Raw genomic sequence first — 16,011 nt, 5'->3', positions numbered from 1 at the left:
AGCGCTACGATATCCGCACCGTTGCGCCGCGGACGGACAGATGGTTCAGTCGGCGCAGAACTACGTTTCGGAGCCATCATGTCCAACTCGAGCTATGCCCTGACCATGCTGATCGCCGGGATCGGCATTCCCATGCTTGCAGCGCTCAATGCACAGCTAGGGCGAACCATCGGGGCACCGGCCGCTGCCTCGGTCGTTCTCTTTGGCGTCGCTTTCTTCAGCGCGCTCGCGGTCTCACTGATCACAGGCATCAAACCCGTAGTCCTCGTTACAGCTGCGCCGTGCCATCTACTGTTTGCAGGTGTGCTAATCGCGTTCTACGTTCTATCCATCACATGGATTGCGCCGCATTTCGGTGTGGGAAATGCCGTGTTTTTCGTACTTCTGGGCCAGCTGATCTCTGCCGCCGCGATCGACCATTTCGGTCTGTTCGGCGCCCAGCAATCGGCGCTGACATGGATAAGGGCGATGGGCATCGCAACGATGGCCGCAGGCGTGTTCCTCACGCAGGTGGCCGGTCGCAGCTAGTTACTGCAGGCGAAGTTCAGATATCTCACCGACGATCTTTGTGTCGGTATCATCGCTGTCAGCGGAGACTGCCAAACCGACCAAGGCGCCCGGATCGGTCCCAAACGCGCGTCGGAAATCAGTTTTGAGATCAACGGCTTCATCGAACGAACCAGGGGATGCCGCGCGGCGCACAATTGTGCGGCCCCGATTGCCTAAGTAGGGACTTTCGAGAAACGCACCGCGCGAGGCATTTCCGCCCCACACGTAGATCAACACACGCACATCATCGCTTTGGAGAAGCTTGCGGACGGGTGCCTGCGGTCCGAAATCGTCCACAACATCCTCGGGCAAAAAGACAAAGTAAAGCGCAAGGTTCCGGTCGTCGCCTCCTTCCCGGGCGAGGTCCGTCGGCGGCACGCTTCGGTCGACCATCCATTTCCATTGGGCTGTTTGTGCCTGCCAAACAGACATGGGAAGACGGGTATAGGCCAACGAAACGGACCCATCAGAAACTACGCCCAGACTGCGCTGACCGAAGCGGTAGTCGTTGCTTGAGAACAAAGAAAACCGCTGCTCCTTCCAGCCCGCGAAGCTGACTGTGGAAGCGGACGCTGCCCCAATGGTTAAGGAAGCTGTCGCAATGCACGTCGCAAATATCCTCAAAAACATACTGTTAACTCTCCGCCTTCAGAATGAAATAGAAGTAGCGCCGCGACCGTCCATGTCGAGACACAAGCGCGTGGGCGCTAGGCGTGTGTCCGCGCTAGCTTTGTGATCTTTTCCCATAATGCGTCAGGCACCTGCACCACGTTGGCTTCAGGGCGCGCGGCACCGGGAAGGCGGGCGCCGGGCTGGGTGGCTACCGCAGACGCAACCCGATCAAACCGATCATCGAACGCGTCCGTATAGGTGCCCGGATCCAGCAAAAAGTAGAACTGACCAAGCCCGTGGGGCGGCCCGTCTGCCAGTTTCAAACCCGAAACATCAAGCGAGTTCACCGAGCCAGTCATCCCAGCGGCCAAAAGCTCTGCCATCAGACCAAAGCCCCACCCCTTGTAACCACCTGCCGAGACCAGCGCACCGGCAAGCGCCGCTTCAGGATCGGTCGTCGGTCGTCCTTCGGCATCAACAGCCCAACCTTCCGGGATCGCCTCGCCCGCAGCCTTCGCCATTGTGATCTTACCCAAAGCGACAGCGGACGTCGAAAAGTCGAAATGCATGCGGGGACCATCCGGGCCCGGCACCGTCATCGCAATCGGGTTCGTGCCGATCACCGCAGTGTTGCCGCCCGGAGGCGCAACCACCGGCGAAGCGTTTGTAAAACCGATGCCGATCAGCCCTTCAGCCGCGATCTGCTCTGTGAAGTATCCCAGCGAGGTGCATGTGTGCGCGTGAGCGACAGCGAGAGTGGCTGTACCGTTCTCCCTGGCCGCCGCGACCGCTTCGGGCAACGCTTTGGCGAAGGCGGCCTGTGCAAATCCGTATTTCGCATCCGATTTGACAGACGCGGGTCGCGGACGTGTGATCTCTGGCTCCACGGTCCCGTTCACCCGGCCCGAAGCAAGCTGGAGGCAGTAGCTTTCCACGTAGTAAAGCCCGCAGATGACATTGCCCGTTTCCTCGGCCCGGCGCACCGCACGGGCAACTTCTGAGGCGATCCAGTCCGCAGCGCTGTGTCCGACCAAGGCCTTTCTCGTCGTACTCTCGATCTCGTCCAAACCAATCGATGCCATGCCTATGCCTCCGCTTTTTCCTCGAGGGTCAACCATTCCTCTTCCGCGGCACTCAGGGCCGACTGACGTTCCACCAAAGCGGCACTCGCCTTTTCAAATTTGGCAGGTGACTGGCTGAAGAGATCCGGATCAGACAGAAATTCTGTCAGTTTTGCAATCTCAGCCTCAAGGCGCTCAATCTCGCCGGGCAGCGCCTTCAGGCGATGTTCTTCTGTGAAGCTCAGACCAGCCTTGGGCTTTCCCCTTGGGGCGCTCGTTTCGAGCTTTGCCTTTATTTGAGCAGGCTCAGCGATGGCGTCGCTTTGCCCTTGCTGCGCCTGATAATCGGACCAACCGCCAGCGTAAACTGTGGCGCGCCCATCCTTCAGCGCGACGGTTGTTGTTGCGACACGGTCCAGAAAATCACGATCGTGGCTGACCAGAAGAACGGTCCCGTCATAGTCGCCGATCAATTCCTGCAAGAGATCCAGCGTTTCAATGTCCAGATCGTTGGTGGGCTCATCAAGGATCAAAAGGTTGCTTTCACGGGCCATGATGCGCGCCAGCAGCAGACGCGCCTTTTCCCCGCCTGACAGCGACCGGACAGGCGCGCGGGCCTGCCGTTCATCGAACAGGAAATCCTTCAAATACCCAACGACATGTTTCGGGGTGCCGCGCACCATGATGTAGTCGGACTGACCTTTCACCCGCGTGGCCGGATCTTCCGTCAGCGAAGCCCACAACGTATCGTCCGGGTTCAATGCAGCCCGGTTCTGGTCAAAGATCGCCGGGATCAGGTTCGTGCCGAGCGTGACCTGCCCCGTATCTGGCGGCGTCTGACCAATGAGCATGTTCAGCAGCGTCGTCTTCCCAGCCCCGTTCGGCCCGACGAACGCAACCCTGTCCCCGCGCGCGACCTTCAGCGAAAAATTCTGGACGATCGTAGTGTCATCAAAAGTCTTGGAGATATCGTCCGCCACAATGACCTGCTTGCCGCTTTTCGGGCCGCCTTCGAACGCCATGGCTGCCGTGCCGGTGCGCGTGATCTGGCTGGCACGCTCGGCACGCAGTTCGCCCAAGGCGCGCACCCTGCCCATATTGCGCTTGCGCCGGGCACTGATGCCTTCAACCGCCCAACGGGCCTCTGCCTTGATCTTGCGGTTCAGCTTGTGGCGGGCCTGATCTTCTTCCTCCCAGATCTTGTCGCGCCACGCCTCGAAGGCCTCAAACCCTTTCTCCTGACGGCGCACGGCACCACGGTCGATCCAAAGGGTCGCGCGAGTCAACGCCCGCAGAAACGCACGGTCGTGGCTGATCAGGATGTAGGCAGCGCGGGTGTGGGACAGTTCTGCCTCCAGCCATGCAATCGCTTCGATATCAAGATGGTTGGTCGGCTCGTCTAAAAGCATAAGCTCCGGCGCTTCCGCCAGCAGCTTCGCCAAGGCGGCGCGTCTGCGCTCTCCACCCGATGCAGTCGTCACCGGCGCTTCAAGGTTCAACTTCAACCCTTCGGCGGCGCTCTCAAGTCTGTACTGCTCCGACGGGTCCATCTCGGACAGTGCATAGTCACCAAGCGTCGCAAACCCGGTCAGATCAGGATCCTGTTGCATGTATCCGGTCACGGTGCCCGGTGCCAGAACGCGCGCGCCGGTGTCCACCTCGACCAAGCCGCCCATGACTTTCATCAGCGTCGATTTACCGGATCCATTGCGGCCGACCAGAGCGACGCGGTCACCCGGCTGAACCACCAAAGAAAGGTCGGAAAACACCGGATCGCCGCCAAAGGTCAGCGAGATATCGGAAAGCTGTAAAAGGGGAGCACGCGCCATGCCTGCCAGCTAAGGGCAAGCCCCGGCGGCGTCAACCGACTGACATGGGCACTAGCCCGCGACAGTCCGAAGCAAGCGGGCGCGTGCGGGCGGGATCGCTCTGATCTCAAGACCCGTAAAGACATGGAGCGTGCCCAGATCATCGTCGACCACCGCATGGTCGCTGACCCAGCCCCCCATCGCCAGATAGCTGCGCAACAGAGGTGGCATGACTTTCATCGCGGCCTTCAGGTCCGGCTTGCGTCCTGATTTGCCCCCAAACGAAAATATTCGTGGTGCCTTCACGCGGGGCAACCAGCGCTTGGGCGCAAGATGGCGGTCACGAAGGAGGGAAAACGCATCCAGATAGTCCTGCTCTGACGTGCCTTTGAAGGACGAGCATCCGAACAGCATCTCAACCCCGTTCTCATCAACGAACCGAGTCATTGCGCCCCACGCCACGCGTAGGATGTCGGGATCAGCCCAGTCAGGGTGAATGCAGAAGCGGCCCATCTCTACCATGGGTCCATCAAAATCGGACAATCCGGACAACTCGTAATACTGCGCGGAATAGCTGCGGTGAATGGCTTGTCCATTCTGGATCGGCATAAGGCGGAAGCAACACACAAGCGTGCCAGATTTATGATCCGTAATCAGAACATGCTTGCAATCGGCATCATAGGCATCCGCATCGGGAACGCCCGCCGCCCGAAAAGCCAATGTGCGGAGCGTTTGTGCGGCAGATAAATCGTCATCCGTCTCGGCGAACCGGGCGTCATAGCGTCCCTTGTTGAGCAGTTTCATTCCAGCATCCTCCCCATAAACCGCCCTTGGACGAAACGCGCCCTCACCCTAGATAGGCTTTTGCGCCCGTTGCGCAGAGAGTGTCACAGCCGCATGACACCGTAAAGAAATTGGAAAGGCAGGCACGATGGAAAAAGTCATCAAAAGCGAGACTGAATGGAAAGAGCAGCTGTCAGACATGGAATACAAGGTTCTGCGCAAACACGGAACCGAGCGCGCCTTCACCCATGATGATTTCCCCAAAGCCGACGGGATGTATCGCTGCAAGGGCTGCGGCGCGCCGCTCTTTGATGCCAAAACCAAGTTTGACAGCGGCACGGGCTGGCCGTCGTTTTACGCCCCCGTTGATGGCGAAATGGTGGGCGAGAAACAAGACAACAGCTGGCTCATGCGCCGCACGGAGGTGCATTGCAACCGGTGTGACGGGCATCTGGGCCACGTGTTCCCAGACGGGCCACAACCGACCGGGCTGCGTTATTGCATCAACGGTGTCGCACTTGAGTTCGAGCCAGAAGACTGACGCGCACGCTACGTCCCGCTACTGATCGCCGTCCACGATCTCGCCCAGATCGATCCGGCCGAAGTTCCGCAAGAGCTGTTGGATAATGTTGAAATCACGCACGGATGTCTCGGTGACCCGGCGCGACAAGGTGACGACCTGTCCACGTTCCAGGCCGAACCGTTCGATGTTCTGCACCGTATCGTCCTCGGAAAAGGTGATCGCGACGACCTGACGGTCGATCTCTCTCGGTGCCCTGTAGCCGTAATGCCGGATCGTCGATCCAACATAATACCACGCCCCAGCCTGCAAGACGCCCGATGTGGAGGGTCTGCCAACCACATCTTCGACGGTGCCGCGCGTGTCGGCACCCACGACGATGTCCTGCAATTCCACTTCACTGGGGGCATAGCCGTGGTTGCGAATGACCTCCGAACACCCACTCGCAAAGAGCGCCATCGAAAAGCACATACCTGCAAACAGGCGTTTGCTCTTCCGACTTGTCACTGAGACCATACTCCGCTCTCACTTGCTCTTAACGTCTGCGAAGGCTTACAGAAGGACGTTCCCAGGTTCAAGAAAGATAGCCGTGAAGGACAGCAAACCATGAACGCCCGTTTTCGTGTCTCGAAACTCAGCCAGTCCACACCCACATCCTTTGAATACCGCCCCGATAAAACCGCACTGACAAATCTGGCCCTTGCATTGAAGATATCCGGTGTTCGTAAGCTGAGCTTTCAGGGCTCGATATCTGCGACAGGCAAGGCGGACTGGCACCTGAAAGGACGTTTGGGCGCCACGGTCGTGCAATCCTGTGTGGTTACGCTGGAACCGGTGACGACCCGTATCGAAGATGAGGTAGAGCGGTTTTTCGTTCAGGACTGGATTGAGCCTGAAGACACCGAGGTCGAGATGCCGGAAGATGACCGAACCGAACCATTGGGCACCGAAATCGACGTGGCGCAGGTCGCGCAAGAGGCATTGGCGCTGGCCCTGCCGCTTTATCCACGCGCAGAGGGCGCAGATCTTGGCGAAGCGGTATTCACAGAACCCGGAACCGACGCCCTGACAGACGAAGATACCAAACCCTTTGCTGGCCTGGCGGACCTTAAAAAGCAGCTGGAAAACAAGAACTAGACCGCGCACCAGATTTCCCTTGCCAATCCGACGAATCCGCGTATTTTCCGCGCTTCTTCGACAGATCAGTCTGGACGCCGCGCCGCATTGGCAGTAGAGCCCGCTGAACGTCATACGATATTGAACAAAACCGGGGCCCTGCCCCCATCAGAGACCTGAGGTTGAGACATGGCTGTCCAGCAGAATAAAGTGACCCGTTCGCGCCGGAACAATCGCCGGTCCCACGACGCCCTTGTGGCGGCGAACCCCAATGAATGTTCCAATTGCGGTGAGCTGAAGCGCCCCCACCATGTGTGCGGCGCCTGCGGTCACTATGCAGACCGTGAGGTCGTGGCCCAAGCCGACGAGCTCGATCTGGACGACGTGGACGCATAAGCCTAGGCTGCGCTGCAAAACATAAGCAGCGACAAAAACAGGCGGCAATGTGGGCACATCCCGAACAGTTTTATCCATAGACGCGATGGGCGGCGACAGCGGACCCGCCGTTGTTGTTGCGGGTATGGCAAAATCTGCGGAAAAAAATCCTGATATCCGGTTCATCCTCCACGGGCCGAAAAACGAACTGAAGCCGCTTGTGAACAAGCGTAAGCTTCAGGATCTGGTCGAAATTCGCGACGCGGAAGACGTCGTGTCGATGGAAGCCAAGCCAAGTCACGTCATGCGCCATGGCAAGGGCACCTCGATGTGGTCGGCCATTGAAAGCGTCCGAAACGGTGAGGCGGAAGTCTGTGTCAGCTGCGGAAACACCGGGGCGCTCATGGCCGTTTCGATGATCCGCCTGCGCAAGATCGAAGGCGTGAACCGTCCGGCGATCGCCTGCCTTTGGCCTTCGCGCAATCCCGGTGGCTTCAACCTGATGCTTGACGTCGGCGCCGACATTCGTGCCGATCAAGATGACCTTCTGCAATACGCGCTTATGGGCATGTCCTACGCCCGCAACGGCTTCGGCCTCGCACGCCCTCGGATCGGACTTTTGAACGTAGGAACCGAAGAACATAAGGGACGTGCGGAGCTTAAGGTGGCCTATGACATCATTGCCGACGCAGCGGAGGACAACGAATTCGAATTTGTCGGGTTTGTTGAAGGCGGCGACATCCCATCCGACCGCGTGGATGTGATCGTGACCGACGGGTTTACCGGCAACGTCGCGCTGAAAACCGCCGAAGGCACTGCCAACCTCATCTCCGAAGCGCTCCGGGAAGCTTTCAAGTATTCACCCCTTTCCCGAATTGCGTCGCTCTTGGCCTATACATCGCTGAGACGTCTCAAGAAGCGGATTGACCCCCGCCGGGTCAATGGAGGCGTGTTTCTTGGCCTAAATGGCACGGTCGTGAAGTCCCACGGTTCGGCCGATGCGACAGGTGTTTCTGCTGCCATCAAATTGGCGTTCAAACTGGCCGAAACGGGCTTTGGCGCGAAACTCGCCGCTCGGGTTGCATCAGCCACAAACGCAAGTCAGACTGACGAAATCGTCGCAGGGGACGACGGCGAGATCGGGGACCTAAAAACCACATGATACGCAGAGCCGCCTTAAAAGGCACGGGGCACTATCTGCCCGCGCGCGTCGTCGAAAACTCGGAATTCGAAAAATGGGTCGACACATCGGACGAATGGATCCGGGCGCGCTCAGGCATTGAACGTCGCCATTTTGCGGCCGAAGGCGAAAAAACCTCTGACTTGGCCGTCCATGCCGGACGTGCGGCGCTGGAAAACGCGGGTATCTCGGCCGGAGATGTCGACGCGATTATCGTTGCAACCTCGACCCCCGACTACACCTTCCCGTCTGTCGCAACCGTGGTGCAGGCAGCACTCAAGACAGGGGGCTATGCATTTGATGTGCAAGCGGTTTGCGCAGGTTTTGTTTACGCGATGGCCAATGCCAATGCTTTGATTGTATCCGGGCAGGCCGATCGGGTTCTGGTCATTGGTGCCGAGACGTTTTCCCGCATCATGAACTGGGAAGACCGTACAACATGTGTCCTCTTCGGGGACGGTGCAGGTGCCGTCGTGTTGGAAGTGCAAGAAGGCGCGGGCGACAACGCCGACACAGGCATTCTGGCGACTGACCTGAACTCTGACGGTACCTACCGGGATCTGCTTTACGTTGACGGCGGCGTATCAAGCACCCAAACGGCGGGTGTGCTGGTCATGCAGGGCAAGGAAGTGTTCCGTCACGCGGTCGAAAAGCTGGCTGCCACTGCGGAAACCGCCCTGGGTAAGGCCGGGCTAACGGCCGATGACGTCACATGGATTGTCCCTCATCAGGCCAACTTGCGTATCATCACGCGCACTGCCCAGAAAATGGGTGTGCCGATGGATCGGGTCGTTCTCACAGTGCAAGATCATGGCAACACATCTGCCGCATCGATTCCCCTTGCCCTGTCTGTCGCGAACGCTGAAGGCAAATTTAAACCCGACGACGTGCTTGTGATGGAGGCCATCGGCGGTGGTTTGGCGTGGGGTTCGGTCGTTTTACGCCTTTAGGTGCGAAAAGATGCGCGTAAAGGGAGAGTTCCAAGTCCTTGATATTGACTCGGAAATTGCCCGTCCCCTATCGTCTCTGGAAAAGTGGGGGACTGCCAATGACGTCGAAAACCTTAACGCGTATGGACTTAAGTGAAGCCGTTTTCCGAGAAGTTGGATTGTCGCGCAATGAATCCGCCGATCTGGTGGAAAGTGTGCTGACCCATATGTCAGACGCGCTTGTGCGCGGCGAGCAGGTTAAGATTTCCTCGTTTGGGACATTCAGCGTGCGGGAAAAAAGCGCCCGTGTCGGCCGCAACCCGAAAACGGGGGAAGAGGTGCCCATCCACCCGCGCCGCGTTCTGACCTTTCGCCCCTCTCACTTGATGAAAGACCGTGTGGCGTCCGGAAACAAATAATTAACGGGTTTTATATCCCCTCCGGGTCATACGTGGCTTGCGGAGTGTGCGCAGAACGCGTGAGGGAGCAGTAGTATGTCGAAAAAGGCGCGCGAAGCGTTTCGAACGATAACGGAAGTTGCGGATTGGCTGGATGTTCCCGCCCATGTTCTGCGCTTCTGGGAAAGTAAGTTTTCGCAAATTAAACCGGTCAAACGGGCGGGCGGGCGACGCTATTACCGCCCCACTGACATGGAGTTGATCGGGGGCATCAAAACGCTTCTGCATGACGACGGTTTGACGATCCGGGGCGTCCAGAAGATGCTCAAGGAAGAAGGCGTCAAGCATGTCGCCGCCCGGTCGCCTGATATTGAAACGCCCGTCGATGCTGATGCAACGTTGGAACGCGCCACCCGCCGGGAGAGCCGTCGCGCCCGCAGCGCAGAGATCCGCCGCGAGACACCGCCCCTGAAGGCAGAGCACGGTCTGACCCCCGTTCAGGATGATGACAAAGGGCCGGAAGAGGAGGCGGTGGACGAAGCACCGTTTATCGAAGTGGCCGAAGAGGCGCCGGAAAAGGGTGTCGGCAACGTCGTTCCGATGAAGCGCTCCAAACCGAAAATCAAAGTGGTCACGACGGACGAGGACGTGGCCGAGGTGACCTTGGATAACGACACCCGGCCTGATCCTGAGTTCGTTTTTGACGATCCGGAACCTGTCGTAGCACCTATCGAAGACGCGGAAGTGTTACCTGAGCCTGAGCCTGAGCCTGAGCCTGAAATCGTCGCGGACGCACCGCCTGTCAAACCCGTTCCGGAAGATCCGGACCCCGCCGAGGTCAAACCACCCGAAGGGGCTGAGGATCGCGCCGCTGCCATCGCGGATTTGCGCCGGGCGACAGCTGCCAAAGGCGATATGGAAAAGCTCCGCGCCCTGCAAGCGCGGCTGCAAACACTTCGGGATCGGATGGCCGAAGGGCTGTCATCCTGACGCGAGGATGGCTGCAACAGGGCTCTTGCCCCCAAGATCAAATGCAGTATGAAGGGGCATTCGTCGGGCTATGGCGCAGCCTGGTAGCGCGTCCGTCTGGGGGACGGAAGGTCGCAGGTTCGAGTCCTGCTAGCCCGACCAATCATCAAACGCCCGTGTGCCTTGGCGCCGGGCGTTTTGTGTAAGCTGGGAACGGAGTTAGGAGGGCGTGCGATGACCACGGGTGTTCTGGCCAGCCAGCAAATCAGACGTATGATAGAGGATGGCACGCTCGGCGCGACGCCCGCTATCGATGCCGCCCAAATCCAACCAGCCAGCCTAGATCTGCGCCTTGGCACTACCGCAACCCGGGTGCGCGCATCTTTTCTTGCCGGGCAAGGCAACTGCGTGGCGGATCGTCTGGCCGAGTTCAAAATGCATGAGGTGGACCTGACTCCAGGCACTGTACTTGAGAAGGGCTGCGTCTACGTTGTCCCACTGATGGAGCATCTACATTTGCCAGAGGGCGTGCAGGCCGTCTGCAACGCCAAAAGCTCCACGGGCAGGCTCGATTTGCTTACACGGGTCATCACCGATGATGGTGTCGAGTTCGACCGGATAGAACCGGGGTATGACGGCCCTCTTTACGCCGAGATTTGCCCGCGCTCTTTCAGCGTCCTCGTTCGCCCAGGCATGCGACTTAATCAGATCAGGTTTCGTGCGGGACAGGCCATTCTGGATGATGACGCGTTGCTTGCACTGCATGAGAAAGAAACGCTCGTCTCCGGGACAGCCCATATCGATCAAGGTCTGGGATTTTCCGTCGATCTGAAACCGACGGATACGGATCTTGTCGGGTATCGCGCCAAACCCCACACCGGCGTGATCGATATGGATCTGATCGGGGCCTATGACCCGGCAGAGTTTTGGGAAGAGATCCGAACCACCCAGGGCCGTATCATTCTGGATCCGGGGGCGTTCTACATTCTCGTCAGTCGGGAAGCCGTGCATATCCCACCAGCCTGCGCCGCCGAGATGGCGCCCTATCTGGCAATGGTGGGCGAATTCCGCGTGCACTATGCGGGATTCTTCGATCCCGGCTTTGGAAATGTCGCAGCGGGCGGCACCGGCTCACGCGGCGTCCTAGAGGTCCGCTGCCACGAAGCACCTTTCGTGCTGGAGCACGGCCAGACCGTGGGGCGGCTGGTCTATGAGCAGATGTCTGAGGTGCCGGATCAACTCTACGGCGCTGGTATTGCGTCCAACTATCAAGGGCAAGGCCTGAAGCTTTCCAAGCATTTCAAGGCGATCTGATCCCTACTTCAGGTGCGGACCGGCGGTCAGATCCTCGGTGATACCTGCCTGCGGCGTGCGCTCAAGCCGCGTCGAAAGGGCCATGTAAGTTCGGGTGGTTCGTACGGCGGGCAGATCATAAATACGGGAAAGAAGACCTTCGAGCGCGACGGACGAGGCCACCCGAACCTTGAGGATCAGCCCCGTGTCGCCAGTCACCGAATGGATTTCCTCCACCTCCGGAAGATTGGCCAACTCCATCAGCTCTGTCGTCTTGCCCCAGCCTACTGTATCGAGATGCACAAACGCCAAAAGCGGCTTGCCAACAGCGGCCCCGTCCAGCACCGCGACCGTGTCTTTGATCACTTTTGCTTTGCGTAACCGCTTGACGCGCTCATGAACTGCGGGAGCCGAAAGTCCAACAGTTTCGCCCAATGCTGCAAATGACTGCGTCGCATCAACTGCCAATTCACCTAATATTCTTCGGTCCACGGCGTCTAAATCGCGACCTCGCCCTGCGGTTTTCTGAATATTTTCTGTTTTTTCCACCATCACGCCCCCCGCTCTTTTCCGAATTTTATCTTTCATATATACGCTCGGACAAGAAAATATTCACGGAAACCGCTATGCCACCTGTAAAAATACTGCTACTGACCGCAGCGGTCGGCATCGTTGGGGCAAATTCGCTCGCCCTTTCGCCGATCTCCGGTGCAGTCGCCGAGAGCTTTGCCGGCGCCGACGCGCCTACCGTGATGCAAGCCGCAGCGGTCTTTGGGCTTGGCACGGCGGGTTCCGCCTTGTTTCTCGCCCCGCAGGTGGATCGGATTGGTGCGGATCGTGCGCTCTTTAGGGCGTTCTACATAATGCTGGCCGCTCTAGCCCTGAGTGCGGCTGCGCCCGCCCTGTGGCTTCTGACTTTGGCTCAAGGAATTGCCGGCATCGCCGCCGGTATCGCCCTGCCCGCCGCGTATGCATTGGCCGCGCAAATCGCGCCACCCGGCCAACAGAACAAAACAATCGGAACAGTTCTGACCGGATGGACGCTGAGCCTCGTCGCTGGCGTTACGCTCGCTGCGCTTATCGCGGACATGATCCACTGGCGCGCGGTTTATGTAACGATGGTCGCGCTCAGCGGTCTCATCTTGCTCGCCCTCTTGCGGGCGGGCCTACCCAATCATATCCGCGCGGGCACTCCAACGACGCCACTGACGGCGTTACAGGTGCCTGGCATCACGCGGGCGCTTTTGGTCGCGGCGGCTTTCATGCTGGCGTTCTATGGTTTCTACAGCTTTCTGGGCGCGCATATGAAAGACGTTCTAGGGGCCTCGGTCGCACAAACCGGATTGATCCCCTTGAGCTACGGGATCGGCTTCGGGCTGGCCGTTCTGCTTGATGGCTGGATTGACCGGCGTGGAGCTCATCGCATGTCATTGCCGATCTTCAGCGCGATTGCCTTAGTCTATCTGCTGATGTCACAAGCCGTGGATCACCTGTCGGCATTCATCGCCTTGGCTTTCATTTGGGGGGTCGTACAGCATCTGGGCCTGACACTTATTGTTAGTCGGATGGTGGCGCTTGATCCGGATCAACGGGGCGCGATCCTTGGACTGAATTCCTCCATAACATATATCTGCGTCTTCGCCGGAGCGATTGGTTTCCGCCCTGTTTTTGAGGCGTACGGGTACGCTGCCTGCGCCGTTCTAGCTGCAGTGTCCGTCAGTATCGCCGTGCTGGATGCCTTGGTGCTCAGAACCGCCCGAAGCGCCGCATGATCCGCATTGCGCGACGGTTCTGCTTCGCATTGTTTGGAACAGGCTTTGACGGGTCGGCCTTTGCTGCGGACTTCTTGCCCCGCTTGGTCATATAATTCAGGCCAGAGTTCACACCGCGCCTGACCAACTGGCGCGTCAGTTGGCGCAATACCATATTGATGATCCGGTTCATGATCTGACCTCTCTCGCCTTTTGGCTTAGTCTTCGAACAATTCGTCCTGCCCGTCCGGGCTCTCGTCTTCATCATCGTCGAGTGCGGCACCCACGCCGGGCGGCGGTCGATTGTCCAGCAGCCCGGCGGACCGCAGCTCTTTCAGACCCGGCAAGTCGCGCGCGTTCTCTAGACCGAAATGGTCAAGGAACCCTTGCGTGACGACGAATGTCACAGGCCGCCCTGGCGTCATGCGCCGGCGCCCGAACCGAATCCACTCCAGCTCGATCAATTGGTCAATCGTGCCCCGCGAAACGCTAACGCCACGAATTTCTTCGATCTCCGCCCGTGTTACCGGTTGATGATAAGCCACAATAGCCAGTGTTTCTATGGCAGCGCGCGAAAGCTTGCGGGTCTCGATAGTTTCCTTCTGCATGAGAAAGCCCAGATCACCCGCGGTTCGGATGGCCCATGCATCCCCGACCCGCATGACCTGAACGCCTCGGCCCTCATAGCGCTTCTTGAGGTAGACCAGAGCTTCAGCCGGGTCAGACCCGTGCGGCATCCGCGCCTCAAGCTCACGCACCGTTATAGGCTCGGCCGTGGCAAAAAGGATCGCCTCGACCATACGCTCCTGCTCCGCCATGGGCGGTGCTTCAAACAGCGTTTCGTTCACCTTATCGTCCATCACGTGCCCTTTTTGCGGATCTGGATCGGGGCGAAGACGTCGCCCTGCCGCAATTCAATCTGACCGGCTTTTACCAGTTCCAGCGTCGCTGCAAAGGTTGCCGCCGTTGCGCTGCGCCGTTTGACCGGATCAGCCTCCCAACCCTCGGGCAGGTAGCTGATCAGTTCGGTCCAATCACCTGCAAACCCGATCAACCCGCGCATGCGGTCCAGAGCCTGCTCCATCGTGAACACCTTTTCCCGATCCATCACAAAGGGGCGGAAATCATCTTTCGTGCGGATCCGGCTATAGGCCTGCATCAGGTCCAGAAGTGTGGCAGAGTACGTTACGCGGCGCACACGCGTCACATCCTCGGGGATACCGCGCGCAAAGAAATCACGCCCCAGCTGGTCCCGCGCCATCAGCTTGGCAGAGGCCTCCCGCATCGCGGCCAGACGTTCCAACTGAAAGGCAAGGTGGGCGGCGAGGTCTTCGCCCGATGGACCTTCCTCAGAAGGATCAGGCGGCAAGAGCAGACGAGACTTCAGGAACGCCAGCCATGCCGCCATCACCAGATAGTCGGCAGCCAACTCCAGACGCAAGGCCTTCGCTTGGTCGATAAACGCCAGATACTGCTCGGCCAGCTGCAGCACGGACACTTTGCGCAGATCGACCTTCTGCGTGCGTGACAAGGTCAAGAGCAGATCGAGCGGTCCTTCGAAGCCATCGACGTCGACAATAAGAGCCTCGGCAGCAAGCCGGGCTTCGACATCGTCGGCCTCCCAATCGTCTTCACCTGTCTCGGACATGCTCACCCCGCAATAAGGGCCTGAAACTCACTGTCTAGCGCCGAAATGTCAATGTCCGTTGGGGCTTTGCGATGGGATAGCGCGCGCGCGCACCGATCTTGAATGTCAGGCGTCTGCACGCCGCAAGCGGCAGCGACGGACGCCATCTCGGTCATATCACCGTTGCAATGCAAAATCAGATCGCACCCGGCATCAAGCGCCGCACGGGATCGCTCAGCCACGGAACCCGACAGCGCCTCCATGGATATATCATCCGTCATGATCAGGTTTTGAAACCCCATCTCCGTGCGGATCATCTCCATTACCTTGGGCGAGGTCGTCGCGGGCATAGAATCTAGCTCAGACAACACGATGTGGGCCGTCATCCCCATAGGCAGATCACGCAGCTGGGCGAAGGGCGCGAAATCCACGGCCTGCAATTCCGACATCGGGGCATCTACAACTGGCAAAGCCTTGTGTCCGTCGACCACAGCCCGCCCGTAACCCGGAATATGCTTCAAAACAGGCACAACGCCCCCATCTGCAAGACCCTCGGCGCACGCCCTAGCAAGCGCGACGACCGTTTCGACATCCTCGCCATAGCAGCGGTTCTTCAGGATCGGATGGCTTTCAGGACGGATGACATCGGCAAGCGGCGCGCAATTGACGTCGATACCAACTTCGTGAAGATCATGCGCGATCAATCTGTTTCTGAGATACATTGCGCGAGCGGCATGGGCGCCGCTGGCGGCAACCTGATCCAAAGCAGGCAGATAATTGCGCCAGACCGGTGGCCCCATACGCTGAACCCGCCCCCCTTCCTGATCGATCAGCACAGGTGCGTTCCAGCCAACCGCTTCGCGCAGATCATCGGTGAGATTTTTTAGCTGATCGCGGTCCGTGATGTTGCGCGCAAAAAGGATAAAGCCCCACGGAGCGCTCTCGGTAAAGAATGCGCGTTCAGTATCGCTGAGCGTTTCGCCCGCACATCCGAAAATGTAAGCACCCGTGGTGTCTGGCGGGTGATCTTGCGCCATGCG

At 58.9% G+C, this 16,011-nt stretch carries 20 protein-coding genes and 1 tRNA gene; 11 read left to right on the top strand and 10 right to left on the bottom strand.

Annotated features, from left to right (window positions below; translation table 11 throughout):
- Positions 1 to 78: 78 nt before the first annotated feature.
- Positions 79 to 528 carry a DMT family transporter gene (locus tag KIN_RS03465; RefSeq protein ID WP_159804550.1) on the top strand — a complete coding sequence of 150 codons (450 nt, stop codon included), beginning with the start codon at positions 79 to 81 and terminating at the stop codon, positions 526 to 528.
- Here KIN_RS03465 and KIN_RS03460 read toward each other — a convergent pair whose 3' ends face one another.
- From KIN_RS03460 to KIN_RS03445, 4 genes are all read right to left on the bottom strand, one after another.
- Positions 529 to 1,179, bottom strand: a complete 651-nt coding sequence (locus KIN_RS03460; RefSeq protein WP_159804549.1) for a DUF3047 domain-containing protein — start codon at positions 1,177 to 1,179, stop codon at positions 529 to 531.
- Between the two features lie 77 nt (positions 1,180 to 1,256).
- Entirely contained in the window at positions 1,257 to 2,243 is a 987-nt protein-coding gene (locus KIN_RS03455; protein WP_159804548.1) for an Ldh family oxidoreductase, read from the bottom strand.
- A gap of 2 nt (positions 2,244 to 2,245) precedes the next feature.
- Complete coding sequence (locus KIN_RS03450; RefSeq protein WP_159804547.1) at positions 2,246 to 4,051, bottom strand: ABC-F family ATP-binding cassette domain-containing protein; 1,806 nt, start codon at positions 4,049 to 4,051, stop codon at positions 2,246 to 2,248.
- A 51-nt stretch (positions 4,052 to 4,102) separates the two neighbouring features.
- Positions 4,103 to 4,834: a GNAT family N-acetyltransferase gene (locus KIN_RS03445; RefSeq protein WP_159804546.1), complete on the bottom strand. Its 732-nt coding sequence runs from the start codon at positions 4,832 to 4,834 to the stop codon at positions 4,103 to 4,105.
- Positions 4,835 to 4,961: 127 nt separating this feature from the next.
- On the opposite strand from KIN_RS03445, the gene msrB reads away from it, so the two are divergent.
- The gene (gene msrB / locus KIN_RS03440) at positions 4,962 to 5,354 is read left to right on the top strand and encodes a peptide-methionine (R)-S-oxide reductase MsrB (RefSeq protein ID WP_159804545.1); all 393 of its coding nucleotides are present in this window, start codon (positions 4,962 to 4,964) and stop codon (positions 5,352 to 5,354) included.
- A gap of 18 nt (positions 5,355 to 5,372) precedes the next feature.
- On the opposite strand, the gene KIN_RS03435 is transcribed toward msrB, so the two are convergent.
- Positions 5,373 to 5,849, bottom strand: a complete 477-nt coding sequence (locus KIN_RS03435; protein ID WP_243144799.1) for an outer membrane protein assembly factor BamE — start codon at positions 5,847 to 5,849, stop codon at positions 5,373 to 5,375.
- Positions 5,850 to 5,939: 90 nt separating this feature from the next.
- Between KIN_RS03435 and KIN_RS03430 the strand changes: the two genes are divergently transcribed.
- From KIN_RS03430 to KIN_RS03395, 8 genes are all read left to right on the top strand, one after another.
- Positions 5,940 to 6,470: a YceD family protein gene (locus KIN_RS03430; protein ID WP_159804544.1), complete on the top strand. Its 531-nt coding sequence runs from the start codon at positions 5,940 to 5,942 to the stop codon at positions 6,468 to 6,470.
- Between the two features lie 168 nt (positions 6,471 to 6,638).
- On the top strand, positions 6,639 to 6,845 hold the full coding sequence (gene rpmF / locus KIN_RS03425; RefSeq protein ID WP_159804543.1) for a 50S ribosomal protein L32: 207 nt from the start codon (positions 6,639 to 6,641) through the stop codon (positions 6,843 to 6,845).
- A gap of 49 nt (positions 6,846 to 6,894) precedes the next feature.
- Positions 6,895 to 7,986, top strand: a complete 1,092-nt coding sequence (gene plsX, locus KIN_RS03420) for a phosphate acyltransferase PlsX (protein ID WP_279285219.1) — start codon at positions 6,895 to 6,897, stop codon at positions 7,984 to 7,986.
- Positions 7,986 to 8,954 carry a beta-ketoacyl-ACP synthase III gene (locus KIN_RS03415; RefSeq protein ID WP_174239097.1) on the top strand — a complete coding sequence of 323 codons (969 nt, stop codon included), beginning with the start codon at positions 7,986 to 7,988 and terminating at the stop codon, positions 8,952 to 8,954. Before plsX ends, KIN_RS03415 begins: the two co-directional genes overlap by 1 nt.
- A gap of 98 nt (positions 8,955 to 9,052) precedes the next feature.
- Positions 9,053 to 9,352, top strand: a complete 300-nt coding sequence (gene ihfA, locus KIN_RS03410; RefSeq protein ID WP_159804541.1) for an integration host factor subunit alpha — start codon at positions 9,053 to 9,055, stop codon at positions 9,350 to 9,352.
- 75 nt (positions 9,353 to 9,427) lie between these two features.
- Positions 9,428 to 10,321 (top strand): MerR family transcriptional regulator, encoded by an 894-nt coding sequence (locus KIN_RS03405; protein ID WP_159804540.1) that lies wholly within the window; start codon positions 9,428 to 9,430, stop codon positions 10,319 to 10,321.
- 64 nt (positions 10,322 to 10,385) lie between these two features.
- Positions 10,386 to 10,462, top strand: a tRNA-Pro gene (locus KIN_RS03400).
- A 72-nt stretch (positions 10,463 to 10,534) separates the two neighbouring features.
- Positions 10,535 to 11,614, top strand: a complete 1,080-nt coding sequence (locus KIN_RS03395; protein ID WP_159804539.1) for a 2'-deoxycytidine 5'-triphosphate deaminase — start codon at positions 10,535 to 10,537, stop codon at positions 11,612 to 11,614.
- 3 nt (positions 11,615 to 11,617) lie between these two features.
- On the opposite strand, the gene KIN_RS03390 is transcribed toward KIN_RS03395, so the two are convergent.
- Positions 11,618 to 12,145 (bottom strand): Lrp/AsnC family transcriptional regulator, encoded by a 528-nt coding sequence (locus KIN_RS03390; protein ID WP_159804538.1) that lies wholly within the window; start codon positions 12,143 to 12,145, stop codon positions 11,618 to 11,620.
- A gap of 74 nt (positions 12,146 to 12,219) precedes the next feature.
- On the opposite strand from KIN_RS03390, the gene KIN_RS03385 reads away from it, so the two are divergent.
- On the top strand, positions 12,220 to 13,365 hold the full coding sequence (locus KIN_RS03385) for an MFS transporter (RefSeq protein ID WP_159804537.1): 1,146 nt from the start codon (positions 12,220 to 12,222) through the stop codon (positions 13,363 to 13,365).
- Here the strand turns inward: KIN_RS03385 and KIN_RS03380 are convergent.
- Genes KIN_RS03380 through nagZ form a run of 4 tightly spaced genes read right to left on the bottom strand, consistent with a single transcriptional unit; the run spans position 13,340 to position 16,008 of the window.
- A complete protein-coding gene (locus KIN_RS03380; protein WP_159804536.1) occupies positions 13,340 to 13,537 on the bottom strand; it encodes a hypothetical protein in 198 nt (65 codons plus the stop codon). The genes KIN_RS03385 and KIN_RS03380 overlap by 26 nt on opposite strands.
- 25 nt (positions 13,538 to 13,562) lie before the next feature.
- Positions 13,563 to 14,204, bottom strand: coding sequence for an SMC-Scp complex subunit ScpB (gene scpB / locus KIN_RS03375; protein ID WP_159804535.1), 642 nt, complete (start codon positions 14,202 to 14,204; stop codon positions 13,563 to 13,565).
- Entirely contained in the window at positions 14,204 to 14,992 is a 789-nt protein-coding gene (locus tag KIN_RS03370) for a segregation and condensation protein A (RefSeq protein WP_159804534.1), read from the bottom strand. Before KIN_RS03370 ends, scpB begins: the two co-directional genes overlap by 1 nt.
- Positions 14,993 to 14,994: 2 nt before the next feature.
- Positions 14,995 to 16,008, bottom strand: coding sequence for a beta-N-acetylhexosaminidase (nagZ, locus tag KIN_RS03365; protein ID WP_159804533.1), 1,014 nt, complete (start codon positions 16,006 to 16,008; stop codon positions 14,995 to 14,997).
- Between the last annotated feature and the right edge of the window lie 3 nt (positions 16,009 to 16,011).

It is taken from the genome of Litoreibacter roseus (genome assembly GCF_009811795.1).
Lineage (GTDB): Bacteria > Pseudomonadota > Alphaproteobacteria > Rhodobacterales > Rhodobacteraceae > Litoreibacter > Litoreibacter roseus.
Note: the sequence above shows the minus strand (reverse complement) of the source record. Positions and strands in the feature narration are given on the sequence as shown.